This window comes from Nonomuraea sp. NPDC050556, assembly GCF_044457355.1.
GTDB lineage: Bacteria > Actinomycetota > Actinomycetes > Streptosporangiales > Streptosporangiaceae > Nonomuraea.
In genome coordinates this window covers 99,782-124,903 of record NZ_JBITGU010000001.1, presented here as the reverse complement: position 1 = coordinate 124,903, position 25,122 = coordinate 99,782, and the positions used below count along the sequence as shown (strand labels likewise).

27 protein-coding genes are annotated in these 25,122 nt (G+C 69.8%); 13 read left to right on the top strand and 14 right to left on the bottom strand.

The window, feature by feature from the left end; translation table 11 throughout:
• Positions 1 to 29: 29 nt before the first annotated feature.
• From ACIBG8_RS00640 to ACIBG8_RS00630, 3 genes are all read right to left on the bottom strand, one after another.
• Positions 30 to 839, bottom strand: coding sequence for an enoyl-CoA hydratase/isomerase family protein (locus tag ACIBG8_RS00640; protein ID WP_397340292.1), 810 nt, complete (start codon positions 837 to 839; stop codon positions 30 to 32).
• Between the two features lie 137 nt (positions 840 to 976).
• Complete coding sequence (locus ACIBG8_RS00635; protein ID WP_397340291.1) at positions 977 to 1,192, bottom strand: helix-turn-helix domain-containing protein; 216 nt, start codon at positions 1,190 to 1,192, stop codon at positions 977 to 979.
• Positions 1,193 to 1,305: 113 nt separating this feature from the next.
• Positions 1,306 to 2,904 carry an ABC-F family ATP-binding cassette domain-containing protein gene (locus ACIBG8_RS00630; protein WP_397340290.1) on the bottom strand — a complete coding sequence of 533 codons (1,599 nt, stop codon included), beginning with the start codon at positions 2,902 to 2,904 and terminating at the stop codon, positions 1,306 to 1,308.
• A 551-nt stretch (positions 2,905 to 3,455) separates the two neighbouring features.
• Between ACIBG8_RS00630 and ACIBG8_RS00625 the strand changes: the two genes are divergently transcribed.
• Positions 3,456 to 4,670 (top strand): right-handed parallel beta-helix repeat-containing protein, encoded by a 1,215-nt coding sequence (locus ACIBG8_RS00625; protein WP_397340289.1) that lies wholly within the window; start codon positions 3,456 to 3,458, stop codon positions 4,668 to 4,670.
• A 21-nt stretch (positions 4,671 to 4,691) separates the two neighbouring features.
• On the opposite strand, the gene ACIBG8_RS00620 is transcribed toward ACIBG8_RS00625, so the two are convergent.
• Positions 4,692 to 6,161: an N-acetylmuramoyl-L-alanine amidase gene (locus ACIBG8_RS00620; RefSeq protein ID WP_397340288.1), complete on the bottom strand. Its 1,470-nt coding sequence runs from the start codon at positions 6,159 to 6,161 to the stop codon at positions 4,692 to 4,694.
• Between the two features lie 101 nt (positions 6,162 to 6,262).
• Between ACIBG8_RS00620 and ACIBG8_RS00615 the strand changes: the two genes are divergently transcribed.
• Positions 6,263 to 8,155, top strand: a complete 1,893-nt coding sequence (locus tag ACIBG8_RS00615; RefSeq protein ID WP_397340287.1) for a family 10 glycosylhydrolase — start codon at positions 6,263 to 6,265, stop codon at positions 8,153 to 8,155.
• A 184-nt stretch (positions 8,156 to 8,339) separates the two neighbouring features.
• Here ACIBG8_RS00615 and ACIBG8_RS00610 read toward each other — a convergent pair whose 3' ends face one another.
• Positions 8,340 to 9,041, bottom strand: a complete 702-nt coding sequence (locus tag ACIBG8_RS00610; protein WP_397340286.1) for an acVLRF1 family peptidyl-tRNA hydrolase — start codon at positions 9,039 to 9,041, stop codon at positions 8,340 to 8,342.
• Between the two features lie 329 nt (positions 9,042 to 9,370).
• On the opposite strand from ACIBG8_RS00610, the gene ACIBG8_RS00605 reads away from it, so the two are divergent.
• Positions 9,371 to 10,390: an EAL domain-containing protein gene (locus ACIBG8_RS00605; RefSeq protein WP_397340285.1), complete on the top strand. Its 1,020-nt coding sequence runs from the start codon at positions 9,371 to 9,373 to the stop codon at positions 10,388 to 10,390.
• A 21-nt stretch (positions 10,391 to 10,411) separates the two neighbouring features.
• A complete protein-coding gene (locus tag ACIBG8_RS00600; RefSeq protein WP_397340284.1) occupies positions 10,412 to 12,334 on the top strand; it encodes an endo-1,3-alpha-glucanase family glycosylhydrolase in 1,923 nt (640 codons plus the stop codon).
• Here the strand turns inward: ACIBG8_RS00600 and ACIBG8_RS00595 are convergent.
• Together ACIBG8_RS00595 and ACIBG8_RS00590 are read right to left on the bottom strand one after the other, a co-directional pair.
• Complete coding sequence (locus ACIBG8_RS00595) at positions 12,331 to 12,711, bottom strand: nuclear transport factor 2 family protein (protein ID WP_397340283.1); 381 nt, start codon at positions 12,709 to 12,711, stop codon at positions 12,331 to 12,333. The genes ACIBG8_RS00600 and ACIBG8_RS00595 overlap by 4 nt on opposite strands.
• On the bottom strand, positions 12,702 to 13,280 hold the full coding sequence (locus ACIBG8_RS00590) for a TetR/AcrR family transcriptional regulator (protein WP_397340282.1): 579 nt from the start codon (positions 13,278 to 13,280) through the stop codon (positions 12,702 to 12,704). Before ACIBG8_RS00590 ends, ACIBG8_RS00595 begins: the two co-directional genes overlap by 10 nt.
• 77 nt (positions 13,281 to 13,357) lie before the next feature.
• Between ACIBG8_RS00590 and ACIBG8_RS00585 the strand changes: the two genes are divergently transcribed.
• Positions 13,358 to 14,629: an aminotransferase class V-fold PLP-dependent enzyme gene (locus ACIBG8_RS00585; RefSeq protein ID WP_397340281.1), complete on the top strand. Its 1,272-nt coding sequence runs from the start codon at positions 13,358 to 13,360 to the stop codon at positions 14,627 to 14,629.
• Positions 14,630 to 14,671: 42 nt separating this feature from the next.
• Here ACIBG8_RS00585 and ACIBG8_RS00580 read toward each other — a convergent pair whose 3' ends face one another.
• The 7 genes from ACIBG8_RS00580 to ACIBG8_RS00550 all read right to left on the bottom strand — a co-directional run bounded on the left by ACIBG8_RS00580 (position 14,672) and on the right by ACIBG8_RS00550 (position 20,010).
• Positions 14,672 to 15,277 (bottom strand): response regulator transcription factor, encoded by a 606-nt coding sequence (locus ACIBG8_RS00580; protein ID WP_397340280.1) that lies wholly within the window; start codon positions 15,275 to 15,277, stop codon positions 14,672 to 14,674.
• Positions 15,274 to 16,419 (bottom strand): sensor histidine kinase, encoded by a 1,146-nt coding sequence (locus tag ACIBG8_RS00575; protein ID WP_397340279.1) that lies wholly within the window; start codon positions 16,417 to 16,419, stop codon positions 15,274 to 15,276. The genes ACIBG8_RS00580 and ACIBG8_RS00575 overlap by 4 nt, the downstream gene beginning before the upstream one ends.
• Positions 16,416 to 17,153: an ABC transporter permease gene (locus ACIBG8_RS00570; RefSeq protein WP_397340278.1), complete on the bottom strand. Its 738-nt coding sequence runs from the start codon at positions 17,151 to 17,153 to the stop codon at positions 16,416 to 16,418. Before ACIBG8_RS00570 ends, ACIBG8_RS00575 begins: the two co-directional genes overlap by 4 nt.
• Positions 17,154 to 17,156: 3 nt before the next feature.
• The gene (locus ACIBG8_RS00565; protein ID WP_397340277.1) at positions 17,157 to 18,041 is read right to left on the bottom strand and encodes an ABC transporter ATP-binding protein; all 885 of its coding nucleotides are present in this window, start codon (positions 18,039 to 18,041) and stop codon (positions 17,157 to 17,159) included.
• A gap of 69 nt (positions 18,042 to 18,110) precedes the next feature.
• Positions 18,111 to 18,821: a carbonic anhydrase gene (locus ACIBG8_RS00560; RefSeq protein WP_397340276.1), complete on the bottom strand. Its 711-nt coding sequence runs from the start codon at positions 18,819 to 18,821 to the stop codon at positions 18,111 to 18,113.
• A 33-nt stretch (positions 18,822 to 18,854) separates the two neighbouring features.
• The gene (gene hisG / locus ACIBG8_RS00555; protein WP_397340275.1) at positions 18,855 to 19,700 is read right to left on the bottom strand and encodes an ATP phosphoribosyltransferase; all 846 of its coding nucleotides are present in this window, start codon (positions 19,698 to 19,700) and stop codon (positions 18,855 to 18,857) included.
• Between the two features lie 46 nt (positions 19,701 to 19,746).
• Complete coding sequence (locus ACIBG8_RS00550) at positions 19,747 to 20,010, bottom strand: phosphoribosyl-ATP diphosphatase (protein ID WP_397340274.1); 264 nt, start codon at positions 20,008 to 20,010, stop codon at positions 19,747 to 19,749.
• A gap of 261 nt (positions 20,011 to 20,271) precedes the next feature.
• Between ACIBG8_RS00550 and ACIBG8_RS00545 the strand changes: the two genes are divergently transcribed.
• The 8 genes from ACIBG8_RS00545 (at position 20,272) to ACIBG8_RS00510 (ending at position 24,805) form a co-directional block, all read left to right on the top strand.
• Positions 20,272 to 21,024, top strand: coding sequence for a hypothetical protein (locus ACIBG8_RS00545; protein WP_397340273.1), 753 nt, complete (start codon positions 20,272 to 20,274; stop codon positions 21,022 to 21,024).
• A gap of 1 nt (position 21,025) precedes the next feature.
• Entirely contained in the window at positions 21,026 to 21,535 is a 510-nt protein-coding gene (locus ACIBG8_RS00540) for a hypothetical protein (RefSeq protein ID WP_397340272.1), read from the top strand.
• A complete protein-coding gene (locus ACIBG8_RS00535) occupies positions 21,532 to 22,044 on the top strand; it encodes a twin-arginine translocation signal domain-containing protein (protein WP_397340271.1) in 513 nt (170 codons plus the stop codon). Before ACIBG8_RS00540 ends, ACIBG8_RS00535 begins: the two co-directional genes overlap by 4 nt.
• A gap of 9 nt (positions 22,045 to 22,053) precedes the next feature.
• The gene (locus ACIBG8_RS00530; protein WP_397340270.1) at positions 22,054 to 22,224 is read left to right on the top strand and encodes a hypothetical protein; all 171 of its coding nucleotides are present in this window, start codon (positions 22,054 to 22,056) and stop codon (positions 22,222 to 22,224) included.
• A gap of 18 nt (positions 22,225 to 22,242) precedes the next feature.
• Positions 22,243 to 22,785 carry a hypothetical protein gene (locus ACIBG8_RS00525; RefSeq protein ID WP_397340269.1) on the top strand — a complete coding sequence of 181 codons (543 nt, stop codon included), beginning with the start codon at positions 22,243 to 22,245 and terminating at the stop codon, positions 22,783 to 22,785.
• On the top strand, positions 22,782 to 23,159 hold the full coding sequence (locus ACIBG8_RS00520) for a MauE/DoxX family redox-associated membrane protein (RefSeq protein WP_397340268.1): 378 nt from the start codon (positions 22,782 to 22,784) through the stop codon (positions 23,157 to 23,159). Before ACIBG8_RS00525 ends, ACIBG8_RS00520 begins: the two co-directional genes overlap by 4 nt.
• Positions 23,160 to 23,228: 69 nt before the next feature.
• Positions 23,229 to 23,732 carry a SigE family RNA polymerase sigma factor gene (locus ACIBG8_RS00515; RefSeq protein ID WP_397340267.1) on the top strand — a complete coding sequence of 168 codons (504 nt, stop codon included), beginning with the start codon at positions 23,229 to 23,231 and terminating at the stop codon, positions 23,730 to 23,732.
• Positions 23,729 to 24,805: a hypothetical protein gene (locus tag ACIBG8_RS00510; protein ID WP_397340265.1), complete on the top strand. Its 1,077-nt coding sequence runs from the start codon at positions 23,729 to 23,731 to the stop codon at positions 24,803 to 24,805. Before ACIBG8_RS00515 ends, ACIBG8_RS00510 begins: the two co-directional genes overlap by 4 nt.
• The last annotated feature ends 317 nt before the right edge of the window (positions 24,806 to 25,122 follow it).

The window sequence follows — 25,122 nt, the reverse complement described above, 5'->3', positions numbered from 1 at the left end:
GCGTAGCCTGATGTTCGGCCATTCCCTGCTCAGCCAGAGGCGAACAGCGCCCTGATCCGCGCCGCCTGCTCCTTGCGCTCGGCCGCACACTGCTCCTCCAGGGTGCGCTCGCGCGCTCCCTGGAGCAGTCGCTTGGTCGCCGTCGCCGCGTCCCTGTTGGTCGAGAGCAGCTCGGCGATCTTGTCCTGTACGGCTTGCGCCAGCTCGGTTCGTGCGACGACCCGCTCCGCGAGACCCAGGCGGAACGCCTCCTCCGCGCCCACGATCCGTGCGGTCAGGCAGATGTCGATGGCCTTGGCCGTACCGACCAGGTCCACCAGCGGCTTGGTTCCCGTCAGATCGGGCACCAGGCCGAGTGCGGGCTCTTTCATGCAGAACCTGACGTCGTCGGCGACGATCCGCAGGTCACAGGCGAGCGCCAGCTGAAAACCGGCGCCAATGGCGTGCCCATGCACTGCGGCGATGGACACGATCTCCGGCCGGCGCAACCACGTGAAGCCCTGCTGGGCGCGCGCGATGCGCTCGTCGAACGTGTCGTTGTCGGCAGCCGCGGCCGAGCTGAACGAGCCCTGCCCCGGCACCCCCTCGGGCGTGAACATCCGCAGGTCGATCCCTGCCGAGAAGGACGGTCCCTCACCTTGCACCACGACGACTCTCACCTGCTCAGGCAGGTTGTCACCTATGCGGGCCAGGGCCGACCAGGTCGCGAACGTTTGTGCGTTGCGCTTTTCCGGCCGGTCCAGCGTGATCGTCGCGATCTCACCGTCCACCTCGAAGCGCAGGCCTGCCTCCGTCTCGGAGAAGCCTGCCGCTCTCCCCCCAAGCACCGCGTCTGCCATTGCCCGCTCCCCTGCGCCGTCGCTGAATCGTCGCGCCCGAGCCTACCCACTCCACAGAATGAAGTTCTAGGCGGGCTCGGACGCGACGCTGCGACTGAACGGAGACGAGCGGCTGCGGACGCGCGTTCCGAGGCGGCTCAGCGCTTGGACTTGCCTCTGGTCGCCCCACCGCGCCCGCGCAGAGCCACGCCGGACTCGCTCAGGATGCGGTGGATGAACCCGTAGGACCGGCCGGTCGAAGCGGCCAGCGCCCGGATGCTCTCACCCGAGGCGTAGCGCTTCTTGAGATCGCCTGCCAGTTTTTCGCGGTCGGCCCCGGTCACCCGGGTGCCTTTCTTCAGAGTCTCGGCCACGAGTACCTCCTGTAGTGCCAGACTTCCGCAGCGTTACTCCGCCATGATCAGTCATTTCAGCGGGATCGGCTACCTACTCCATGGGAAAAGATCCGTACCCACTCAAATTAAGATCAGGCGAGTGCCACAAGATCGGAAAATTCAGCACTCCATGTGTCTTCAGTTCCGTCTGGTAGCAAGATCACCCTATCCGGTGAAAGTGCGTCAACGGCACCCTCGTCATGCGTGACCAGGACGATTGCTCCTGAATAGGACCTCAACGCGCTCAGAACCTGCTCGCGGCTGACCGGGTCGAGGTTGTTCGTGGGCTCGTCGAGCAGGAGCACATTGGCGCTCGAAAGGACCAGGATCGCCAGTGCCAGCCGGGTTTTCTCGCCACCTGACAGGACGCCGGCGGGCTTGTCGGAGTCGTCGCCGGTGAAGAGGAACGAGCCGAGCACCTTGCGGAGTTCGGTGTCGGTGAACTCGCCGCCGGCCGAGCGCATGTTCTCCAGGAGCGTGCGGTCGGGGTCGAGGGTCTCGTGCTCCTGGGCGTAGTAGCCGATCTTCAGGCCGTGTCCCGGCTTGATCTCGCCGGTGTCCGGCTCCTCGATTCCGGCCAGCAGCCGGAGCAGCGTGGTCTTGCCAGCGCCGTTCAGGCCGAGGATCACGACGCGGTGACCTCGGTCGATGGCCACGTCGACGTCAGTGAAGATCTCCAGCGAGCCGTACGACTTGGACAGGCCCTCGGCCATGAGCGGCGTCCTGCCGCAGGGCAGCGGGTCGGGGAAGCGCAGCTTGGCGACCTTGTCGGCCTTGCGCTCCTCCTCGGTGCCCGCCAGGAGGCGGTTGGCGCGGCGCATCATGTCCTGCGCGGCCTTGGCCTTGGTGGCCTTGGCGCGCATCTTGTCCGCCTGCGACAACAGCGCGCCCGCCTGCTTTTCCGCGTTGGCGCGCTCGCGCTTTCTGCGCTTCTCGTCGCTCTCGCGCTGGGCCAGATAGGTCTTCCAGCCGACGTTGTAGGTGTCGATCACGGTGCGGTTGGCGTCGAGGTGCAGGACCTTGTTGACCGTCGCTTCAAGAAGGTCGACATCGTGGCTGATGATCACCAAGCCGCCCTGATGTGATCGCAAAAAATCACGAAGCCACCCGATTGAGTCTGCATCGAGGTGGTTTGTCGGCTCGTCAAGCAGGAGAGTTTCCGCTCCGGAGAAGAGAATGCGCGCCAATTCCACGCGCCTTCTCTGGCCGCCGGAAAGCGTTTGCAGGGGCTGTCCGAGGACCCGGTCGGGCAGGCCGAGGCTGGAGGCGATCGAGGCGGCCTCGGACTCGGCCGCGTAGCCGCCGAGGACGTGCATCTGGTCTTCGAGCCTGCCGTACTGCTTGATCGCCTTGTCCTTGGTGCGCTGGTCGGCGCTGGACATGCCTTGCTCGGCCTCGCGCAGCTTGCGCAGGACCTCGTCGAGGCCGCGGGCGGACAGGATGCGGTCGCGGGCCAGGATGGACAGGTCGCCCTGCCTGGGGTCCTGGGGGAGGTAGCCGACGCTGCCGCTGGTGGTGACCGTACCGGCGGCGGGGATGCCCTCACCGGCGAGCACCTTGGTCAGCGTGGTCTTGCCCGCGCCGTTGCGGCCGACGAGGCCGATCTTGTCGCCGGGGTTGACGCGGAAGGAGGCACTCTCGATGAGCAGGCGGGAGCCTGCGCGCAGTTCGATCTCACTGGCGATGATCATGGTGGGACGGACACTCCCGGGTAGGAAACTAGGTGGTGGGCGCACGTGCGGGCGGCCGATCAATCGGGAGTGCGCATATCTCCAGTCTACGGCGGATCACCCCATCACCCGCCTGCCCTTTCTTTCCTCCACCCCGCCTGCCCCTCCCCCTTCCACACCCACCTCCCCTTCCTCCCCCCACACACCTCCTCTTCCTATCCACCCACGCCCGCCTGCCCGCCCTCCGCCCGCCCACCCGCCCGCCCCCGCTCCTGCTGTGGCTGGCCCTCGCAGGCAGTTTCCGTCCGTCCTACAGACCGTCGAGTGAGGCCGATCGCGGGTGTTGACCAGCCCCCCGTCGGGCGCTCGGTAGCGAAGGATGTTGGAGGTGGCGGCGGGGCGTTGGGTGGTCGTAGATCGTGTTCGGTCGGTCACTGGGTGGATCGCACTGGCGAAGATCGGGAGAAGTGCGCGGCGGTTCATGATCCCTGGCAGGATGATCACCGCCGGTCTAGGGGGATCGGTCTTCGGGGGACGGGGGACGTCTCCTGCGAACCAGGAAGGACGCCGCCATGCGTCGTTTACCAACCGCCCTGCTCGCCTCAGCCGCCGTCCTGGCCGCCACAGGCCTGGCGGTCACCACGCTCGCCGCGCCGGCCAACGCCAACCGCGTCGACGCCACCTGCACCAACGCCGCCGGTGACGCCGCCGTGCTCCAGGCCGCGATCGACTCCTCCAAAGAGGGCGACGAGGTCGTCTTCAAGGGCCCGTGCCTGCTCACCGCCACGCTCAGCCTCCCGCCCCGCCGTACCTATCGCGGCGACGGGAAGATGGGCACCTTCATCAAGCAGGCCGACGGCGCCAACCTGCCCGCCATGCTCGCCTCGGAAGGCTGGGTGAAGAACGCCGAGACCAGCGACGACACCATCCGCATCGAGCGGATGACCCTCGACGGCAACCGCGACGCCAACACCGGCACCGTGGGCCTGATGCTGCGCGCCTGGAACGCCCGGGTGTACGACATGGACATCTACGGGGCCCCGTCCGACGGGATCCGCATCAGCAACCCGTCCCAGAACGGCACGCTGCTGCGTAACACCATGGTGAACAGCGTCATCAGCGACGTCGACATCGAGGGTTCCGCCGAGGCGGGCATCAGGGTCGTCGACCCGGGCAACTCGGTCACCGACTGGACGCTGCAGCGCGCCTGGATCGGGTTCAACGGCACCAACGCCATCCAGATGGACAACGCGGCCGGCTGGACGCTGAGCGAGCTGCACCTGTACGCGACGCCGAAGAACGCCATCGACGCGCACCGCTGCTTCGGCACCTCCATCAGCAACAACTACATCGAGGACTTCGGCGCGGAGAGCACCAAGGACCAGACCTACTACGGCATCCGCTGCGACCTGCAGGGTGACGCCGCCACCACGATCACCGGCAACAGGATCCACAAGTTCCTGCCGCCGCCGAACGGCTTCGCCGAGCTGAAGCAGGCCTTCAGGGAGCGCAGGGCGCCGGTCGAGCGGAAGGTCGCGGCCACCGGCCCGCTGCCCGACGGCGTGAACTTCGTCTACATGGCGCTGGACAACGTCAACTACGGCTGGGGCCACGCGGCGATCTCGGGCAACACGATCGTCGGGCACGGCACGAAGCAGGAGACGGGCATCCAGCTCAAGAAGGGCGAGGGCGAGAAGATGAGCGTCGCCTCGGCGGGCAACCTCGTCGACGGCGCCGGGGTGCCGATCTCGATCGGACCGGGCGTCAAGTACACCCGAGGGTACTGACACCCGGCCCGGTCACGGGAGTTACAGGCGGGTGAGGCGGACGGCGTCGGCTATGACGTAGCCGGTGCCGGCCGTCCACCTGCTCACGCCGACGATGTTCTGGTCGCCGGCGTTGAGCGAGAAGTTCCCGATGCTCTTCCAGCTGCCCCCGCCGGAGCGCTGGTCGACGTAGACGGTCTGGTTGCCGCTCGAGGTGGCCACGATGTACGGGGCCGAGCTGTTGTAGCCGGGGTCGGCGGGGTGCCAGACCTCGACGCGGTAGGTGCCCGCGCTGGGCAGGTTGGCGCGGAACCACGCCGGGTCGCTGGCCGCGACCGGGTTGGCGAAGCGGTAGTCGGCGCCGTAGCGCTGCCCGGAGTAGGCCGAGGTGCCCCAGTTGGCGCTCGCGGTGAACGCGCCCGAGTTGTCCACCGTGGTCGACCAGGTGCCGCCGCCACCACCGGTGACGTAGTTCATGTAGGTGGTCCAGTTCCAGTTCGGACCCGGGTCGGTGTGGTCGGCGCCGGGCACCTCGAAGTGACCGATGATGTGCGAGCGGTCCTTGGGGATGCCGTACTTGTCGCAGATGGCCTTGGTCAGCGCCGCCGACGAGCGGTACATGGCGTCGGTGAACCAGGACGCGTCGTTGACGTAGCCCTCGTGCTCGATGCCGATGGACCTGGTGTTGTAGGTCCAGTTGCCGGCGTGCCAGGCGATGTCCTTCTCGCGCACCATCTGGGTGATCGCGCCGTCGGAGGAACGCACCACGTAGTGCGCGGAGACCTGGGCGCTGGGGTTCTGGAACCAGGAGATGGTCCCGGCGTAGGAGCCCTGGGTCACGTGGATGACGACCCGGTCGATGGCGTAGCTGGAGGGACGGCTGGAGGCGGTGTAGTTGCTGGAGCTGGCCGCCACCCAGGAGGCGTTCGGGTAGTCGGGGCTGGCGGCGAGCAGGTCGCGGGTCGCGGCGAACGAGCCGCGGTCGGCGGTGACCTCGCGGGGCGCGACCTTCATGCCGCGCGCCTTGAAGCCGAGGCCGAGCAGCTCGTAGACGGTGTCCGCGTACAGGCGGGCGAGCTCGGGCGAGCTGGCGTTGCCGTACTTGGCGACGGCCTGGTACCAGCGGCCGGCGTCCTTCCTGGCGCTCTCGTCGAGGCCCAGCTCGTCCGCCAGGGAGCGCAGTACGGCGGCGCCGCCCAGGATGTTGGCCGCGGTGTCGGTCTGCAGCCGGTCCACGGGCAGGCCGGTGAGCTCGGCTGCCTTCTCCAGCGTGTGCGTGGTGGGGTTGGTGACCAGGTGCATGACGCCGTAGCCGCCGCTGGCGCTGGGCTTGCCGTCATGGCCGTCGAGGTGGGTTTCCGCGTACGCCAGGGCGGCCAGCAGGTCGGCGGGCACGTCCTGGGCGGCGGCCGCCTGGTCGAAGGCGGCGCGGAGGGGGGCCGTACGGGCGGCGAGGGCGGGTTGCCCGGCGAAGATCAGCAGGAGTGCGACGAATGCCGCTAATCGTGCCATGAGCGCTCCTTGAAAACGGGGGGTGTGGCTGCAGAGTAAGAGGGTTCATGACAAATGTCGATAATTGACATCACTCTGGTAGTAGATGAAAATTTTCGCCTGTGACCCGATTAGCGGCCGTCGTCGCGCTCGTGCTCTCCCTCTTCGTCACTCCCGTCGCTTCCGCATACGCCGCCGTATGCACCCCGGATCCCGCGACGCCCAAGCGTCAGTTCAGGGCCATGTGGATCTCCTCCGTCGCCAACATCGACTGGCCGAGCCGTACCGGGCTCAGCGTCCCGGCGCAGCAGGCCGAGTTCCGCTCGTGGCTCGACCTGGCGGTCTCCAGGCGCATGAACGCCGTGGTCGTGCAGGTCAGGCCGACCGCCGACGCGTTCTGGCCCTCGACGTACGAGCCCTGGTCGCAGTGGCTCACCGGCACCCAGGGCGGCAACCCCGGCTACGACCCGCTCGCCTTCATGGTCGCCGAGGCGCACGCCCGCAACCTGGAGTTCCATGCCTGGTTCAACCCGTATCGGGTGTCGAACCAGGACGATCCGACCAAGCTGGTGGCCACGCATCCGGCCAGGCAGCACCCGGACTGGCGGTTCGCCTATGGCGGGAAGCTCTACTACAACCCGGGCATCCCCGCCGTGCGCGCCTTCATCGAGGACGCGATCATGGACGCGGTCGGCCGCTACGACGTTGACGGCGTACACCTGGACGACTACTTCTACCCGTATCCGGTCAGCGGGCAGGCGATTCCCGACTCGGCCGCCCATGCGCAGTACGGTTCCGGGCCGATCGCCGACTGGCGCCGCTCCAACGTCGACAAGCTGGTGCAGGAGCTCGGCGCCCGCATCCACACGGCCAAGGCGCACGTGGCGTTCGGGATCAGCCCGTTCGGTATCTGGCGCAACGCCTCCACCGATCCGCTGGGGTCGCAGACGTCGGGGCTGCAGTCGTACGACGCGATCTACGCCGACAGCCGGCGCTGGGTCAAGCAGGGGTGGATCGACTACATCAACCCGCAGCTCTACTGGCACATCGGGTTCGCCGCCGCCGACTACGCGGTGCTCACCGCCTGGTGGTCGGACGTGGTCAGGGGCACGAACGTGCAGCTCTACGCGGGGCAGGCGGCCTACCGGGCGGGGGCGTCCGGGCAGGACGCGGCCTGGCAGGACCCGGCGGAGCTGAGCGACCACCTGACCGACAACCGGCGACATCCCGAGGTGCTGGGCGACGTCTACTTCAGCGCCAAGGACGTGCGCGCCGACCGCATCGGGTCCTTCTCGCGGCTGGCCGCCGACCATTACACGCGCCCGTCCTTCGTTCCGTCTCGTGGTACGGCGAGCGCGCCTGCCGCGCCGACGATCACCACGGCGACGGCGGGGTCGGGCGGGGTCTCGCTCAGCTGGCAGGGGTCGGGGACGGCATACGCCGTATACCGAGCCGACGACCCGTGCTGGGCCAGCGACGCGCGCAACCTGCTCGGGACAACCAGGGGCACGTCGTTCACCGACACGACGGCCACGTCGGGCACGTATTACGTGACCGCGCTCACCAGGACCCACCAGGAGAGCACGCCCAGCGCGGGGAAGACGGTGGACGGGTCCGGCGGCCCGATCGTCGTGGACGCGGTCGAGGCGGGGGCGGCGTGGGGGGTGTCCAGTTACTCCTCTCAGCGTTACGGGGCCGACTACCGGTTCGCCAACCCGGTCGCGGCGAGCGACCCCGCGTGGTTCCGGGCTTCGGTTCCCGCTGCCGGTAGCTATCGGGTGGAGGTCTGGTATCCGGCCGATCCTGGATACAACAGCGCGACGCCGTACATCGTGGCTGCCGCTGGGGGTAACCAGACGGTGATCGTCGACCAGCGGAGCGGCGGGGGGCAGTGGCGGGTCCTCGGCACGTACGCGCTCAACGCCGGGACGGGCAACGTGGTGGGGGTCAGCAGGTGGACCTCCGCGACCGGCTACGTGATCGCCGACGCCATCCGCCTCACCCGAGTCCCCTGACCACGGCCACCTTCCCGGCCATCGCGCTCCCTCAACGCGCTGGATCTGACGACACTCCCCCGGTGTCGTGAGATCCAGCGCTCCCCGAAACACGCAACCTCCCTGACACGCTCAGGCCCTTGCGGGGCGTGCCGGGCCGGGTCTCGTGGGGAGCGTAGGTCTGGAGTGCGCTCGGGGCCGTGGCCTACTCGGGTCCCGCCGCACGCTCCAGCCCGGGGGCGTGCTCGGGGGCCTCGGCGGGTTCTGCGATGTGTACGGTGACCGCTCGGAACTGCTCCGGTGAAGCCTGCAGTACGGCGAGCCTGGGGTCGGGCACCGTCAGGAACGGGCCGGTCTCCAGGTCGAACACCCCCGCCAGCCGCCGGTCAGCGCGCAACGCGTCCACCGCCTTGCGGTCGCCGCCGAACACCACGCCCTCCAGCTCACCCAGACGCGGCACCACCACCCTGACCACCGTGTCCGCCGCCGCCTCGAAGGCCTTGTCCGCCTGGTTGGCGCGGCGTCGCGCGAACCGCTGCTGCGACCACCCGCCCGCCGCCGTGCGTCCCTGCACGAGGCGGGAGCCGACCTTGGAGGCGACCAGGTCGGCGCCGTCGAACACGCCTGCGGCGTACCCGCCCATCCTGACCAGCACCACCCCCAGGACGCGCCTGCGCTGGGCGTGCGTCACCAGCGACGACACCCACCGGCCACCGGCCCGCAGCGGCGGGAAGGGGACGGAGAAGGTCGCCACCGCGCCGTCCCGGGCGACGAGCCTCACCTCGGTGGTGGATCCTGTGGCTTCGAACGGCCCGTGGCGGGCGGCGAAGCCGTCGATCCACCTGTTGAGCCGCTCGGGCGGCACCGCCACCCGGCGTCCCCCGCCCTTGGCCGGTCGTGCCGTCATGCGGGCAGCGTATCGCCCACCCCAGGACAACGCGTCTGACCGACCTCCCCTCTGAGGGGCTCGCGTCCCTGAAGGGTGACCGTCCCTTGAGGGGATGCAGTGGGTGGGAGGGTGCCATGGGGAGCGGGGCGGGCGCGGCTCAGGGGGTGGGGCGCCGTGAGGGCGGAAGGGCGTGAGGGCGGGGTGCGATAAAGGATGGGCCGTTCAGGGGGTTGTGGGCGGTCGGTTGGGGTCTTTTGGTGCTGGTGGGAGTCCTGTCGGGGAAGAGTCGGTGAACTTCCAGCCAGAGGGCTTCACGCTCTGGTGGAATACGCCGGATCATCTCCACCGTGTCCGTTCAGACGATCCCGGTGGTGGATCTCGACACCGGGGGTGTCATCGCGCTGCACACGAGCCTGCCCAACATCGAGGCGGCTCGCACGGAGGCATTACCGCTCCTCCTCGACCTCCCCATCGACCTCGTCGTAGGCGGCACCGGCGCCCTCGCCCCGCTCCACGAAGCCCTCAGACGGGCCGGCAAGCGCCCCAGAGAGGTCATCCTCGTCGTCCGCGGCCAGTGCCCCGACCAGGACCGCCGCGCCCTGATGGTGGGCCTCGACGGCCTGCGCGCCATCGGCTACCTCCTGGCCTTCGCCGGCCCGGGCGGCTTCGACGGCATCCCCCTCGACCTGGTCTGCGACGCCGCGCCGTACCTGCTGGTCCTCCCCCCGGAGCTGGTCACCCCCAGGCGCGCCCCGGTGTCGCTGTCCATGGTGGCGCTGGCCCGCGGCCTGGGCGCGCACGTCCTGGCCCAGGGGGTGGAGCACGAGCAGCAGCTGGCCGCGCTCAGATCCTGGGGTGTACGGCTGGCGCAGGGCCCGCTGCTCGCCCCGGGACCCGGAGGCCGGGTGCACGTGCCGCTCCCCATGCCCGAGCAGACCGACTACGCCATGGCGCTCGGCCCCCGCGTCCAGGAGCTGCTGCTGCCCGCCGTGACGCTGCCCGAGGCGGCGAACGCGGAGGAGGTGGTCGAGGCGTTCGGCCACGAGCCGTCGATCACGAGCGTGATCCTGGTGGACGAGTACCAGCGGCCGAAGGCGAGCCTGGACCGCAGCAGGTTCCTGCTGTCGTTCGCCGCCCGCTACGGCCACGCGCTGCACGGCAAGAAACCCGCCCAGCGCCTGGCCGACCCGCCGCGCACGGTGCCGAAGACGACGCCCGCGATCGCCGCGATGCAGGTCGCGGGGCGCGACTCCGAGCGCGTCTACGACGACCTGGTGGTCACCGACGAGCTGAACCGCTGCCTGGGCATCGTCCGGGTGTCCGACCTCATCAGACAGGTGTCAGAAATGGAGTCAATTCGCCGCTGATTACCACTATCCTCACGCACCATGATCACCAAATGGTGCTTAGGACCCCTCGTCGCCGTGATCCTCGCCGCCGGTTCACCCGCGCTGGCGGCGGACGGCGCCGCTAAGCTCACCGCCGACCTGCACATCAGCCAGGCCAACCCCACCCAGACGCTCGACTCCTACGCCTGGCTGTCGGTCTGCCCCGCGACCTGCGGCACGACGGCCGACGCCGAGCGCCGCGCGCTGACCGCCTTCACCGTCTCCGGCGTGCCGGACGGCGCCACGGACGTGACGATGACGCTGCAGGTCACCGCCGCCAGGACCACGGACACCGCCCTGTCCGTGCACCCGGTGACGCAGGGCTGGTCCGAGGACACCGTCTCCTGGAACGCCAAGCCCGCCTTCGGCGCCGCGCTCGACCAGCACACCGGGTTCGTGAACGGCCAGGCCGTCAAGCTGGACGTGTCGAAGGCCTTCACCGGCAACGGCGACTACTCCTTCGGCCTGACCGCCTCCGCCGGGGCGCAGGCCGTCCTGCACTCCTCGCGCGCCGCGGGCGACCTGGGCCCGCGCCTGCTCGTCAGCTACACCGAGGGCCCGGTCGTGGCCAAGGGCCCGCTCCCCTTCGACCTGCCGTCGAAGCCGGCGCTGCGCGCGTCGAAGAAGAAGGTCTTCGCCCACTACTTCACGCCCTATCCCCTGTCGCTGGACAACAAGGCGCCCAGCGCCGACTACTACGCGCGCAACTACCTCAACCCGGCCGGTGAGAGCGGCAAGCACGCGGCCTACGGCGGCCTGCTGCGCGACCGGCCGCTCGGCCGCGACCCGCTGTCGGGCGACTACCAGCTGGCCGACATGGAGAAGGAGGTCCGTACGGCTGCCGCGGCCGGGATCGACGGCTTCACGCTCGACATCCTGTCGCTGACCAGCCAGCACTGGACCCGCGACAAGCTGCTCATCAAGGCGGCAGCGGCCGTCGACCCGGGCTTCTCGGTCATGCTGATGCCCGACATGACCGCCCTGACGGCCGACGCGCCGACCCTGGCCAAGGCGATGGCCGAGCTGGCCGCGTCCAAGGCGGTGCACCGGCTCGACGACGGCCGCGTGGTCGTCTCGCCGTTCAAGGCGGAGAACAGGACGCCCGCCTACTGGGCGGAGTTCGTCAAGGCGATGAAGGCCGACCACGGCATCCCGGTCGCCCTGGTGCCGGTGTTCCTGAACTTCACCGCCAACTACAAGAACTACGCCGCCGTCAGTTACGGCTTCTCCAACTGGGGCAACCGCAGCCCGGCCCAGCAGGCGGGCGTGGCGAACAACATCACCCTCGCCCACAACGCGGGCAAGATCTGGATGCAGCCGGTCGCGCCCCAGGACGAGCGCCCCAACCAGGGGATCTACGACGAGGCGCGCAACACCGAGAACCTCCGCACCACCTGGGAGAACGCCCTGGACGGCGGCACCGACTGGGTGCAGCTGACCACGTGGAACGACTTCTCGGAAGGCACCCAGGTCGCGCCGTCGCCGCACAACGGCTCCCTGTGGCTGGACCTGTGCTCCTACTACCTGACCAGGCTCAAGACCGGCAAGGCCCCGGCGATCGTGCGCGACACGCTCTACCTGACCCACCGCACGCAGTTCGCGGCGGCCAGGCCGGACTCAGGCGGCCAGACGAAGTTCATGACGTTGCGCGGCGGCTCCAGCCCGGCGCGCGACAGCGTGGAGGTGCTGTCGTTCCTGACCGGCGCCGCCACGGTGAACGCGACCGTGGGCGGGTCGGCGCAGAGCTACGCGGCGCAGGCCGGGATCTCGGCCAGGCTGTTCCCCCTGGCGTACGGGACGAACAAGGCCTCAGCCGTACGGCAGGGCAGGACGGTCGCCGCGGTGACCAGCCCCTTCGCGGTCGTCAAGAGCTTCGCCGCGCAGGACCTGCAGTACGTGGGCGCCACCAGCGGGCGGCCCTAGGGCGTCCAGCGGGCGGTGTCGGTGATCTGCGTCAGCGTCGCGATCCGCCCGTCGCGCACGGTCAGGACGTGGGCGAAGGCCGCCTCGAAAGGTGTGCCCGCCTCCCTGACCGTGCCGCGGTAGTGCCCGAGCACCACGCACCGCTCCGTCCCCTCCCAGACGTAGTCCTCGGGGACGGGGGCGGTGTCGTAGGCGCCGAAGATGACGCCCCAGCAGTCGCGCATCGCCGCCTGCGGCCCGTGGTGCTCTCCCCCGACGCCGAGCGGCATGCCGTCGCTGACCCTGAGCACGAACTCGGGGTGCAGCACGGCGAGCATCGTCTGGGGGTCGTGGCTCTCGAACCCCTTGTACAGCTGTTCCACCAGTTTTAGCGACATGTCTCCAAAACTACGGCAAGGGCGGCCGTCTCCGCCATCCCGGCCGCCCCTTCCGGGATGGGCGTGCCCGCCGTGAGGTGCCGCCTGACGGCCGCGAGGGGCACGTCGACCAGCGCGAACACCACCCGGTCCAGGTCCGCGCCGCTGCGCCGGGCCAGGTCGGCCATGGCCCGCTTCGTGGCGTCGTTGAGCCGCGCCAGCTCCTCGCCGAGCTCGTCCGGCCAGCGTTCGGTCAGGTCGCCGGCGTGGTGGGTGAGCAGCAGCCTGGCCTCGTCGGGGTGCGCCGCCGACCAGTGCACGGTGTGCGCGGCGGCCTGCCGTACGGCCTGGGGCAGGTCGTCGGCGGCGATCGCCGCCAGGAAGCCCTCCTGGAAACGGCGCACGGTCCTGATCCACAGGTGGGCGAGCAGCAGGTCGCGCGAGCCGTAGCGGTGGTAGACCGAGCCGCTGGGCGCGCCGAGCCTGGCCGCGATGGCGGTGATCGTCACCGCCCCGTGCCCGCTCTCCGCCGCGACGGCCGCCGCCGCGTCGAGGATGCCGTCCTGGTCGAACTTCGCCGGTCTCGCCACTCCAGCACGGTAACGACTGCGCGCGGCCTCTGGGCACGCCGACACGTCCAGGATAGGAAGGGGGCGTGAATCAGCCGTTGAACAGACGGGCCCTGCTCCTGGCCGGTTCCGGGCTCGCACTGGGCGCCTGCACGCCCGCCGTCGAACCCGTCGCGCAGCCAAAGGGCTTCGACCCCAAGGACTGGGCGTCCGTACGCGCCCAGTTCGCTCTCGCTCCCGGGTTCGCCAACTTCGCCGCTTTCGTGCTGGCCTCCCACCCTGCTCCGGTACGGCAGGCCATCGCGCGGCACCGCGAGGGGCTCGACGCCGACTTCGAGGGATATCGGGGCACAGACGACGCCGAGATCTCCGCTGCGGCCGCCAGGTTCCTGGGTGGCAAAGAGGGACAGGTCGCCCTCACCGACAGCACCACGATGGGTCTCAGCCTGCTCTACACCGGTTTCCGCCTGGAGCCAGGACAGGACGTGCTGACCACCGAGCACGACTTCCTGGCCACCCACGAGGCGCTGCGCATGCTGGCGGCGCGCACCGGCGCCGCCGTACGGAAGGTCAGGCTCTACGACGACCCGGCCAAGGCTTCGGTCGACCGGATCGTGTCCGCCGTCAAGGCCGGGATCCGGCCGCGCACCCGGATCGTCGCGATCACGTGGGTGCACTCCAGCACCGGGGTGCGGCTGCCGGTCAGGGCGATCGCCGACATGATCGCCGAGGTGAACAAGGACCGCGACGAGAAGGACAGGGCGCTGCTGTGCGTCGACGGGGTGCACGGCTTCGGCGCGATCGCCGACGGCGTGGACGACCTGGGCTGCGACTTCCTGTCCAGCGGTACGCACAAGTGGCTGTTCGGGCCGCGCGGCACCGGGATCCTGTGGGCGAGGAGCTGGGCGCCGCTCGACCCGGTGATCGCCAGCTTCAGCGCGGAGGCGTCAGAGGCGTGGTTCAGCGGGAGTCCCACGGTCGCGCCGAGCGCGGCGCTCATCACGCCGGGCGGGTACAAGGCGTTCGAGCACCGGTGGGCGATGCCGGACGCGTTCGCCTTCCAGGAGGCGATCGGCAAGGAGCGGATCCAGCAACGCACCCAGGACCTGGCGACCAGGCTCAAGAACGGCCTGGCGGGGATGACCTCGCTGCGGCTGGTCACGCCGGTCTCGCCGGATCTGTCGGCCGGGCTGGTGTGCTGCTCGGTGGCGGGCACCATGGCCGGGAACATCATGATGACGCTGCGCGACAAGCACAAGATCATCGCCAGCGTGACGCCCTACCGCGAGCAGTACCTGCGCTTCGGCACCAGCATGGTCAACACCCCGGAACAGGTCGACCAGCTCATCAAAGCCCTCACGACCCTCTAGAACGCCCGGCGGAATGCACCCCGGACAACCCCATGGGGTCTTCTAGAGCCAGCCCTGTGTCTGGGCGCGCTGGACGGCCTCGATGCGGTTGCGCGCGTGCGTCTTCTGGATGGCCGACGACAGGTAGTTGCGCACCGTGCCCTCCGACAGGTGCAGGTGCAGCGCGATGTCGACGATCGTCGAGCCGTCCGCCGAGGCGGCGAGCACGTCGCGCTCGCGCACCGACAGCGGGTTGGGCCCGGCGCTCAGCGCCGCGGCCGCCAGCGTCGGGTCGATCACCCGCTCGCCCCCGTGCACCCGGCGGATCGCCGCCGCCAGCTCCCTGGCCGGGCTGTCCTTGACGAGGAACGCCACCGCCCCCGCCTCCATCGCCCTGCGCAGGTAGCCGGGCCTGCCGAACGTCGTCAGGATCATCACCCGGCACCCGGCCACCTCGCGGCCGATCCGCGCCCCCGCCTCGATGCCGTCCAGTCCTGGCATCTCGATGTCGAGCAGCGCGATGTCGGGGCGCTCCCTGGCCGCCACCTCGACCGCCTCGACCCCGGTGGCCGCCTCGCCGACGACCTCGATGTCGGGCTCCAGCCCCAGCAGCGAGGCCAGCGCGCCGCGCACCATGCCCTGGTCCTCCGCCAGCATCACCCGGATCACGTGCGCGCCTCCACACCCACGGGCACCAGCACCCGCAACGCGAACCCGCCCGGCCGCGGGCCCGCCTCGAACGTGCCGCACGCGGCCTGCACGCGTTCGCTGAGGCCCTGCAGTCCGCTGCCCATCTCGTACGGCGAGCCGTTCCTGCCGTTGTCCACGATCTCCAGGGTGGCGCGAGATCCGTCGAACGTCACGCTGATCCGGCAGCGCGTCGCACCGGCGTGCCGTACGACGTTGGTGACGCCCTCGCGGGCCGCCCAGCCCAGCAGGCCGTCGATCGGGTCGGGCAGCGGCGTGCCGCTGACCGTCACCACGGGCTCCACCCCCGCGGCGCGCAGCACCGCGCGGGCGTTGTCCAGCTCGTCGGACAGGTTGCGCTGGCGGTAACCGGTGACCGCCTCGCGCACCTCCACCAGCGCCTGCCTGGCCACCGACTCGATGTCGGCGACCTCGGCGCGCACCCGCTCCGACCCCTCGGCCTCGGCCAGCCGTCCGGCGAGCTCGCTCTTCAGCACGATCAGCGACAGGCTGTGGCCGAGCAGGTCGTGCAGGTCGCGGGCGATGCGCAGCCGCTCGTCGCCCGCCGCGAGCCTGGCCACCTCGCCCTGCGCCTCGTGCAGCCGGTGCGCCAGCAGCCGGGTGCTGCGCACGCTGATGAACAGGACACCGAGGGTGAAGACCTGCAGCAGGAAGATGATGATCGTGCCGGGGTCGACGTGGTCGACGATCCCGCAGGCCACGACCGTCGCGCCCATGAGGAGCATTCCGGCGAACGCGCCGCGCGGCGGCAGCATGAAGCTGTACAGGACCGTGGTGTAGACGGGCAGCGTCATCCAGGCGTCGCCGAAGACCAGCGCGAACACGATCGCCATGACGGTCGTCAGGGCCAGCAGGTGGTAGGACCAGCGGCCGCGCTGGGTCAGCGTCAGGGGGCTGAGCGTCGTGGCGATGTAGGAGGTGACGAAGGCCGCCAGGGAGATCGCCCCCCAGACGGCCTTGGCTCCGGTCAGCTCCCCGGAGATGATCTCCAGGACCGGGAAGGCCAGGTAGATGAGCCCGACCGACATCCCGAGCAGTCGCCTCTTGCGGTCACGCGACCCGTCCGCCGTGCCGCCGAAGGTCAGCGCCTCGGTCAACTTCATGCCCGCAGCGTAGCCCGGCGGTAGGCGAACGTCGCCGCCAGTCCGAGCACCACGCCCCACGCCGCCACGATCAGCACGTCGGCGAGCCCGAGGCCCTGGCCCGAGGCGATGCCCCAGCCCATGCCCGCGTAACGGTAGGACGGGGTGATCTCGGCGATGGACTTCATGAAGCTGCCCATGACCTCGGCGGGGAACCACAGGCCGCCCAGGATCGCCAGCGCGAACATCCCGATCATGACCACCGGCTGGGCGGACTCCGCACTCAGCAGCGAGCCGATCGTCAGGCCGAGCGCGATGAACGGGATGGCGCCGATCCACATCGTCACCAGGATGCCCAGCCACTGCCCGGGCGACAGCGAGACGTGCTCGATCAGCATCGCCGCCAGGCTGACCAGCACCAGCGCGGGCAGCACCAGGATCAGCGCGGCGACCAGCTTCGTCATGATGATCATCCAGTTGGGCAACGGGGTGATCTGCAACTGGCGCAGCCATCCCGACTGCCGCTCGGTCGCCCACGGCACGGCCGAGCTCATCATCGAGGAGGCGAGCGCGCCATAAGCCGCCATCGACACCATCAGATAGACCTTGGCCTGCATGCCGCCGCCCTGCATGACCTGCTCGCCGTAAATGCTGGCGTTGAGCAGGTAGAGGCCGACGGGAAAGGCGATGACGAAGATGATGAACCGCTTGTTGCGCAACGTGCGCAGGATCTCGACCTTGACGTAGTTGAGCATGGCTCAGACCTCCTTGGTGAGGGCGAGGAAGGCGTCTTCGAGGTCGGCGCCGTTGAGCTGCAGGTCGCGGATGTCGAGCGTGGTGCCCCGGTAGAGCGCGGCCACGGTCGCGTCGGTGTCGGAGGTGCGCAGGGTGACGCCGCCCGATCCGATCTCCACCGAGGTGACGCCTGGCAGCAGGTCGAGGCCCGCAGCGGGCTGCTCGCCGAGGGTGAAGCGCACGGTGTGGCCGCCCACGCTCGTCTTGATCTCGGCGGCCGTGCCGTCGGCGACGAGCCTGCCCCTGGCGACCACGAGCACGCGGTCGGAGTACTCGTCGGCCTCCTCCATGTAGTGGGTGGCGAACAGCACGGTCCTGCCGCCTGCCGCGTAGGCGCGCATGGCGTCCCAGAACCGCATGCGCGACTCCACGTCCATGGCGGCCGTCGGCTCGTCCAGCACCAGGACGCGGGGCGCGCCCGCGATCGACAGGGCGAACCTGACGCGCTGCGTCTGGCCGCCGGACAGCTTGTCCGCCCGGCGCTTGACCAGCTCGGACAGGTCGGCCATCTTCAGGATCTCGTCGAGGTCGAGCGGGTTGGGGTAGAGCCGCCTGACCAGGTCGATGAGCTCCAGGACGGTCAGGTCGGGGATGAGCTGGCCGCTCTGCAGCATGGCGCCCACCTCGCCCTTGGCGACGGCCTCGTCGGGGGTGGAGCCGAAGACGGTGATCGTGCCGTGCGTGGGGCGCATCAGGCCGAGCAGCATGTTGATGGAGGTGGACTTGCCCGCGCCGTTGGGGCCGAGCATGGCGACTGTCTTGCCCGGCTCGATGGAGAGGGACAGCTGGTCGACGGCGAGCACGTCCCCGTAGGACTTGCTCACCTCGTCGAACACGATGGCGTTCATGTGATCAACGCTAGAAGCGGCGGGATGTGGCGGTTAGTGCCGACCATCCGGTGCTCGCGGTGACATTTGTCAGACCAGCCTCTCGACCAGACCGGAGTCGAGGTCGTAGCGGGCGCCGACCACCCGCGTCATCAGCGGATCGCGTCGCAGCGCCGCCACGACGCCGAGGACGTTCTCCCTGATCATCGCCTCGACGTCGCCACGCGCCCTGGCGTAGGCGGGCCGGAGGGCGCTCACGATCCTGGGCAGCTCGCCGGGGAGCGTGGCGTGCTCGCGCAGGGCGTGCGCCGCGGCGGTGACGGCGCCGCACCGCTGGTGGCCGAGGACGACGACGAGCGGGGCCTTGAGCTCCTGCGGGCCGTACTCCACGGCCGCGGTGACGAGCGGGTCGAGCGTGTGCGCGGCCGTACGGACCACCAGCAGGTCGCCGACGCCCGCGTCGAACACGACCTCGGGCGGCACCCGCGAGTCGACGCAGGACAGCACCACGGCGAACGGCGCCTGCGCGGCGGACACCTCACGCCTGCGCTGGGGGCTCTGGTGCGGGTGCCTGGCGGCGCCGGACGCCCACCGGCGGTTGCCCGCGACGAGCGCGGCCCACGCCGCGTCAGCCCCCCGCCCGGCCAGGCTGTTCCCGCCCGGCTCCGCCTGGTCGTCGCGGCGTGGTTCCGCGCGGCCCATGGCGATGCCGCCCAGGAAGCCCGCGCCGGTCAAGGCGGCGCCCGCCACGAGGGCGCCGCCGAACACTGCATTACGCCTGGTGATCCTCTTGTCACTCACAGTGCAGATGATCGAGCCCAGGCGAACCCGTGGCTATAGGCGGCAGGCGTAGATGTCCGTCACCAGGATGGCGCGCGCACCGATGTCCCACAGGCGGTCCATGACCTGCTGGTGGCCCTTGCGCGGGACCATGGCGCGCACCGCCACCCACCCCTCGCGGTGCAGCGGCGACACCGTGGGGCCCTCCATGCCCGGGGTGAGCGCGATGGCCTCCTCGATGCGCTCGGCCCGGATGTCGTAGTCCATCATCACGTAGTCGCGCGCGTGCAGGACGCCCTGCAGGCGGCGGATCAGCTGCTCGACGCCGGTGTTCTCCGGCGCGCCCTCCTGCCGGATCAGCACCGCCTCGGACCGCATGATGGGCTCGCCGAACACCTCCAGGCCCACGTTGCGCAGCGTGGTGCCCGTCTCGACGACGTCGGCGACCGCGTCGGCCACGCCCAGGTGGATGGCGGTCTCCACGGCGCCGTCGAGCTTGATGACCCGCGCGTCGACCTGGCTGTCGCTCAGGTATCTGCTCAGCAGGCCCGCGTAGGAGGTGGCGATGCGCAGGCCCTCCAGGTCCTTGACGGACTGCATCGTGCCCGCCCTGGCGGCCAGGCGGAACGTCGAGCCGCCGAAACCGAGCGGCAGGATCTCCTCGACCGGGGCGCCGGAGTCGATGAGCATGTCGCGGCCGGTGATCCCGGCGTCGAGCGTGCCCTCACCGACGTACACGGCGATGTCGCGAGGGCGGAGGAAGAACAGCTCGCAGGAGTTCTCCTCGTCGAAGACGACGAGCTCCTTGCTGTCCTTGCGCGACCGGTAGCCGGCCTCCTTGAGAATGATCTGGGCGGCCTCGTTGAGCACGCCCTTGTTGGGTACGGCCAGACGCAGCATCTTCGGCGATCCTTGGGGTTGCGAGCGGGTGGGGGCGAGGTGGCGCCTACAGATGTTTGTAGACCTCGTCCAGCCCGATCCCCTTGGCGATCATGAGAACCTGCACGTGGTAGAGCAGCTGGGAGATCTCCTCGGCGGCTCGTTCCCTGGACTCGTGCTCGGCGGCCATCCAGCTCTCGGCGGCCTCCTCGACGACCTTCTTGCCGATGGCATGGACACCTGCGTCCAGCGCGGCCACGGTGCCGGAACCCGCCGGCCGGGTAAGCGCCTTGTCGGACAGCTCGGCGAACAGCTCTTCGAAGGTCTTCATGGTCTCTCTCGACGGTCGGCAGATGTGCGGAACCAGCCTAGTCGTATCGATTCCCCGCCGACCCCCAGGTCCACAACCCGAGACACCCCGGTTCGCGGGCATGCTCGTATCGCCTGTGTTACGGCCGGCTCACATCGCCCGACGTTGAAAAGTTGAAGTTTCTCGCACTTGAATTCGACTATTGACCGCCGTTACCGATCATGTCACGCTCCCCCTGAAATGATCTAGTGCCCGGGATTCGCCACGAAAGGCAAGGGCTCAATGGGGCATTTATCAACCCTTCGCACCATCTCCAACTCCCTCCTCTCCCTCGAGGTCGACGACGCGGAATCCGCCTCGTTCTCCTCCTGGACCGGCCACGTCCGCTACACGCCGAAGTACGGCGGCCGGAAGGTCACCCCCGAGACCTGGGGGCTGGAGCTAGCACCCGTTTCATCCCTGGCGGCGGGCGTCAACTCGGTCCGCGGCAAGGAGCGCGAACGCTTCTCGCTGAACGGCGGCGAGGTCGTCGTCTACGACTGCGGTGACCCGTCCGACGCCCGGTGGGCCGCCTGGGTAGGCCCGTGGAACATGGCGCACGGCCTCTTCTACGCCCCCGAGTGGGAGTCGTCCGACATCGTCGAGGTGTTCAGCCGCGTGACGTGGGTGGACACCCCGGAAGGCATGACGGCCGACGGCGGCTCGCGCTTCAACGTCTCCACGCAGTTCTACGCGGCCTCGGTCGCGGGCGTCGGCACGCTCATGGTCGAGTCCAAGCAGGCCGGGCTCAGCCGGGTCCCCCAGTGGCGCGGCTTCGGCGCGGCCTCCGGTGAGATGTGGCGGCTGCCCGCGCCTCCGACCGGCGAGGAGACGCCGTTCCTGCTGGCCACCAGGTCCGCCATCGCGACCCTGTACCCCTGGGACGCTCCGGCGGCAGCGGGCAGGACGGGCGTCGCCGCCCGCACCGCGGCGGGCAGCGCGCAGACGGCCGCCGACTTCCTGAGCAAGGTCAAGCGCCTCGAGTGGCAGGCCTGACGTGGAGCCGTTGACAGCGGTGGTCATCATCCTGGCCATCCTCGTCGCCCTGCTGTTCGCGGCAGGCGCCGGTCTCTACCGGCGGGTCCGCGAACTGGAGCTGGCCACCTACAACGGCGTCGGGATCCGCCTGGGGGCCACCGGCCAGGAAAGCCAGGCGACCGCGCTGGCCGCCCCCGGCGTCACCACCATGGTGATCAAGGTCAACCGCCGCTGCCCGGTCTGCGAGGACGTCCTCATGGCCGCGGCCAAGCTGGCCGTCACCCTTCCCCAGGACCTGTCGTTCACGGTGCTGTCCGACGATCCGGAGTTCGACAAGCCCCTTCCCGAGTCCATCAGAGTGATCAAGGATCCGGCGGTCTGGCGGGCGGTCAGCGTGCCGTACGCCCCGGCCCTGCTGGTCGTGCACGAGAACGGCGTCGTGGGCTTCACCTCTCCGGTGGGGTCGGGAGAGGCGCTCACGGAGATCGTCGAGCGGGCCGTACCCATGAGAAAGGACGTGCAGCTGTGAAGGCTGAAGACCGCACCTCGATCCTCGGTCAGATTCCCAGCGCCGAGGAGATGCCCGTCCAGGCACAGCCCACGCTTGTGGGCGCCAAGCGGGAGGGCTGGAGCAGGCGGCGCCTGCTCGGCATGGCGACCGGCGCCGCGGTGGCGACCGGGCTCGGCATCCTCGACCTCCTGCCCTGGTCCAAGCCGCGCGCCGCGGAGGGCGCCGCCTACACCGCGTGGGAGACGTGCCACGGCTACGCGACCTCCAGCCAGGTCTGCACCCCGGCGACGGCGCTGTACTCCGGCAACTGCTCGGGCTCCTGGCACCGCAACGACGGCGCCAGCGGCACCTGCTACAACCTCAGGTACACCCACTACGCCAGCACCTGCGACGGCAACAACGCGTGGAAGTGGTACGGCGGCAGCACCAGCAGCCTCCGCCGCAAGTGCTCCGACGGCTGGTACGAGTACCACGACTGCGGCGGCGGCAACGTCTCCCGCTTCTCGATCTGCCGCACGGCGATCTGACCTGATCGCATGAGCGACTCCACGACCACTTCCGTCCGCCTGCTGGTGCCCGGCCTGGCGTTGATCGTCGCAGCCGAGGCGCTGGTGCTGTCCCTACGGCTGGCGGGCGCGGACACGAGGGGATTCACCTGGTTGGTGGCCGCCCTCGTCGCCGGCTTCTCCCTCTCCGGCTCGGTTTGAAGCCTGAACAGCGCCTGGGTGCTGTCCTCGTCGGTCCGGCGGGGTGCTGATATCGCCGGCTTCATCGCCGGGTTGTTCGTGGGAGCGGGCGCCGTCACGTTCGTGCTGGTGGTCGTCGGGTCGGTGATCCGGGTTCCGTTCCCCACGGTGGTCCTGCAGATCCTGGTCGCGGCGGCGGCGGTCGTCTTCCTGCTCCGCGAGCTGGATGTGCTCTCCTTCCCGTTGCTCCAGAACGCGCGGCTGGTGCCGCAGTTCGTCACCAGGATTCCCTTCTGGGGCGCCGTGCAGTTCGGCGCCGAGATGGGCACGGGAATGCGCACGTATTCGCCGACGGGATTGCCGCACATCATGGCGATCTCGATCATCTTCCTCGCTTCCTGGCAGGAGGCGCTCCTGGCGGGCGCGGGCTTCGCCGCGGCGCGGGCGATGATGATCGTCATCTTCACGCTGGCGCGGAACAAGATGGCGGCGGACACGGCGTTCTATTTCACTCTCCCGAGGTTGAAGATCCTCTTCGCCCTCCTCGCGATGCCCGTGGTGGCGATGCTGGTGATCGGTTGATCACCGTCGTCGCCCGCTACGGGCTGGGCATCGTCCTGGTCCTGGCCGTCCTGGGCAAGGTGCGGCACTTCGCCGCGTTCGGGAACAGCCTGGCGGCCTTCGGGCTGTCGGGACGGCTCGCCCGGGCGGGCGCCTTCACGGTCGTCACCGTGGAGGCGCTCGCCGCCCTGGTCGCCTTCTCGCCCGTCGCCGACCCAGTCGTGGGGGTGCTCGGCACCGCGCTGGGCCTGGGGTTCACCGCGGCGCAGACGTACCTGCTCATGATCGGAGACCAGTCCGTCTGCCTGTGCTTCGGCCCGGCGGAGCGGGTCTCGCTCCGCACCTGGGGCAGGGCGGCGCTGGTCCTGGTGCTCGGGCTGGCGGTCTGGATCTGAGCACGGCACTCAACCTTTCGCCCGTCTTGGTGAGTGTGTGGGGGTGAGGTACGCGACGGAAGGTGACAGGTGGCAGACGACGGGTTCCGCGAGTTCGTGGCCGCGCGCGGCCTGGCGCTGTCGCGCACCGCCTACCTGCTCACCGGGGACCACGGCCTGGCCGAGGACCTGGTGCAGGAGGCGTTGGTCAAGGTCGCCGCCCGCTGGCAGAAGCTGGTCAGGAAGGGCGACCCGGAACCCTATGTCCGCAGGGTCATGCTCAACCAGCTGCGCACGTGGCGGCGGCCTCGCCGGTTGACCTTCTTCCTCACCTCGCAGCTGCCTGAGCCTTCACCGCGTGCGGACGAGTCATCGCAGACCGACCTGAAGGTCGCGCTGGTGCGGGCGCTGGGCGTGCTCGGGCCGAAGCAGCGGATCGTGCTGTATCTCCGCTTCTACGAGGACCTGACGGAGAGCGCCGTGGCGGCCGAGCTCGGGTGTTCCGTCGGCACGGTCAAGCGGCACACGCACGACGCGCTGAGACGGTTGCGTCAGGTGGCTCCCGAACTACTCGAAGCGGAGGTGCGCTCGTGAACCCCCACCTCGGTGAGGCGTATCACCGGCTCGACCAGGACGCCCGCGACTACACCGACGCCGGTAGGGCACTGGGGACGCTGCGCGCGAGGCGGAGGCGGCGGGCGGTGGTGGCCGGGGTGCTGGCGATCGCCCTGGGCGTCGGCGTCCAGCAGTGGCTTTCCCCTCGTGGGGACGGCACGGCCACGGTCGCGTCGGCGCCGCCTTCCGTGCCTGCCATACAACCTCCAGCCGACGCCCCACCACTGCCTGTCACCGGGCCTGTGGGGCGGGGGGCGCTGGTGTACACGGCCTGCCAGTCCGCGTGCCCGACCTTCCTGGTGCTCACCGACGGCACGCAACGCCTGCTGGGGCAGCGGACCGTCTACCCACCGGGCAACATCACCCTCTCGCCGGACGGGCGGTGGCTCGGGCGGCCGGTCGACGGAGGATACGAGGTCAGGGACCTCCTGGGCAGCGCCGTCCACCACCTGGAGCCACCGGTGGGTGGGGGTGCTGACAGCGCGTACAGCCCGTGGGCGTGGTCTGCGGACTCGCGGCGGCTGATCGCCGGATACCACGCGAGCGGGAACGTCTCATCGTACGTGGTCCTGGACCTGTCGAACGGCGTTCACACTCCGCTCTCGGTGCCCGAGGGGCAGGAACCGGTGGGATTGCTGCCATCGGGCGCCCCCATCCTCCTGACCTCCAGCCCGTCCCCGCGGAACCGCCTCACCCTCCAGCACGACGGAAAGACCGTGGTGCTGACATCCGACGAAGGCGTGTTCTCGGACACCGACCACGGGGTCTCGATCCAGGTGTACGGCGAGAGCCTGTTCGTGCTGGAGTACTCCGCCGACCGGATCGCCGTTCTGACCTTCAACGCCGACGGCAAGCGACAGAACCGGGTGGCGCTATCGGCCGACGAGTTCCCCGTCGGCCCTGTCGCGGGCGGCTTCGCCATCATCCGCCTCCCCAACGACCAGGCCCGCGGCCGACAGCAGCTGGAGTCCGTCTCCCCCACCGGCCGCATTCCCCTCTTCGACCTCCCCGGCCAGGCCGCCATCGTCCTCCCCGGAGGCACACGCCACTAGGACCTCTTGCGTGTCCGCCCGGCCGGGCGCCGCAGCTTCGGCGATCATCGCCTCCATCAACCGCTCAAACAGCGGCGCCCTGACAACGGCCACCCCATCCAGGGCCCATCTGGTGGGGCAGGGGTATCCAGAGGGGCGGGTATCGCGGGGTCGTGTGTTTGCTTGCCATGCACTGACGCGAGCTGCCAGAGGTCGCGCGCCACAGCGGGACCAAGGGCGGGCGGGTGGGGAGTAGGGCACCGGATGGGGGCTAAGCGCAGGTGGCGGGAAAGCGAAAGGGCCCGTTGTGCCTCATGCGAGGTACAACGGGCCCTGTT

Excerpts from the sequence above, each read along its gene's own strand:
- ACIBG8_RS00640 (WP_397340292.1), bottom strand. The coding sequence starts at position 839 with ATGGCAGACGCGGTGCTTGGGGGGAGAGCGGCAGGCTTCTCCGAGACG.
- ACIBG8_RS00625 (WP_397340289.1), top strand. The coding sequence starts at position 3,456 with ATGCGTCGTTTACCAACCGCCCTGCTCGCCTCAGCCGCCGTCCTGGCC.
- ACIBG8_RS00575 (WP_397340279.1), bottom strand. The coding sequence starts at position 16,419 with ATGAAGTTGACCGAGGCGCTGACCTTCGGCGGCACGGCGGACGGGTCG.
- ACIBG8_RS00630 (WP_397340290.1), bottom strand. The coding sequence starts at position 2,904 with ATGATCATCGCCAGTGAGATCGAACTGCGCGCAGGCTCCCGCCTGCTC.
- ACIBG8_RS00595 (WP_397340283.1), bottom strand. The coding sequence starts at position 12,711 with ATGTCGCTAAAACTGGTGGAACAGCTGTACAAGGGGTTCGAGAGCCAC.
- hisG (WP_397340275.1), bottom strand. The coding sequence starts at position 19,700 with ATGCTGCGTCTGGCCGTACCCAACAAGGGCGTGCTCAACGAGGCCGCC.
- ACIBG8_RS00610 (WP_397340286.1), bottom strand. The coding sequence starts at position 9,041 with ATGACGGCACGACCGGCCAAGGGCGGGGGACGCCGGGTGGCGGTGCCG.
- ACIBG8_RS00565 (WP_397340277.1), bottom strand. The coding sequence starts at position 18,041 with ATGAACGCCATCGTGTTCGACGAGGTGAGCAAGTCCTACGGGGACGTG.
- ACIBG8_RS00600 (WP_397340284.1), top strand. The coding sequence starts at position 10,412 with ATGATCACCAAATGGTGCTTAGGACCCCTCGTCGCCGTGATCCTCGCC.
- ACIBG8_RS00570 (WP_397340278.1), bottom strand. The coding sequence starts at position 17,153 with ATGCTCAACTACGTCAAGGTCGAGATCCTGCGCACGTTGCGCAACAAG.
- ACIBG8_RS00620 (WP_397340288.1), bottom strand. The coding sequence starts at position 6,161 with ATGGCACGATTAGCGGCATTCGTCGCACTCCTGCTGATCTTCGCCGGG.
- ACIBG8_RS00550 (WP_397340274.1), bottom strand. The coding sequence starts at position 20,010 with ATGAAGACCTTCGAAGAGCTGTTCGCCGAGCTGTCCGACAAGGCGCTT.
- ACIBG8_RS00545 (WP_397340273.1), top strand. The coding sequence starts at position 20,272 with ATGGGGCATTTATCAACCCTTCGCACCATCTCCAACTCCCTCCTCTCC.
- ACIBG8_RS00530 (WP_397340270.1), top strand. The coding sequence starts at position 22,054 with ATGAGCGACTCCACGACCACTTCCGTCCGCCTGCTGGTGCCCGGCCTG.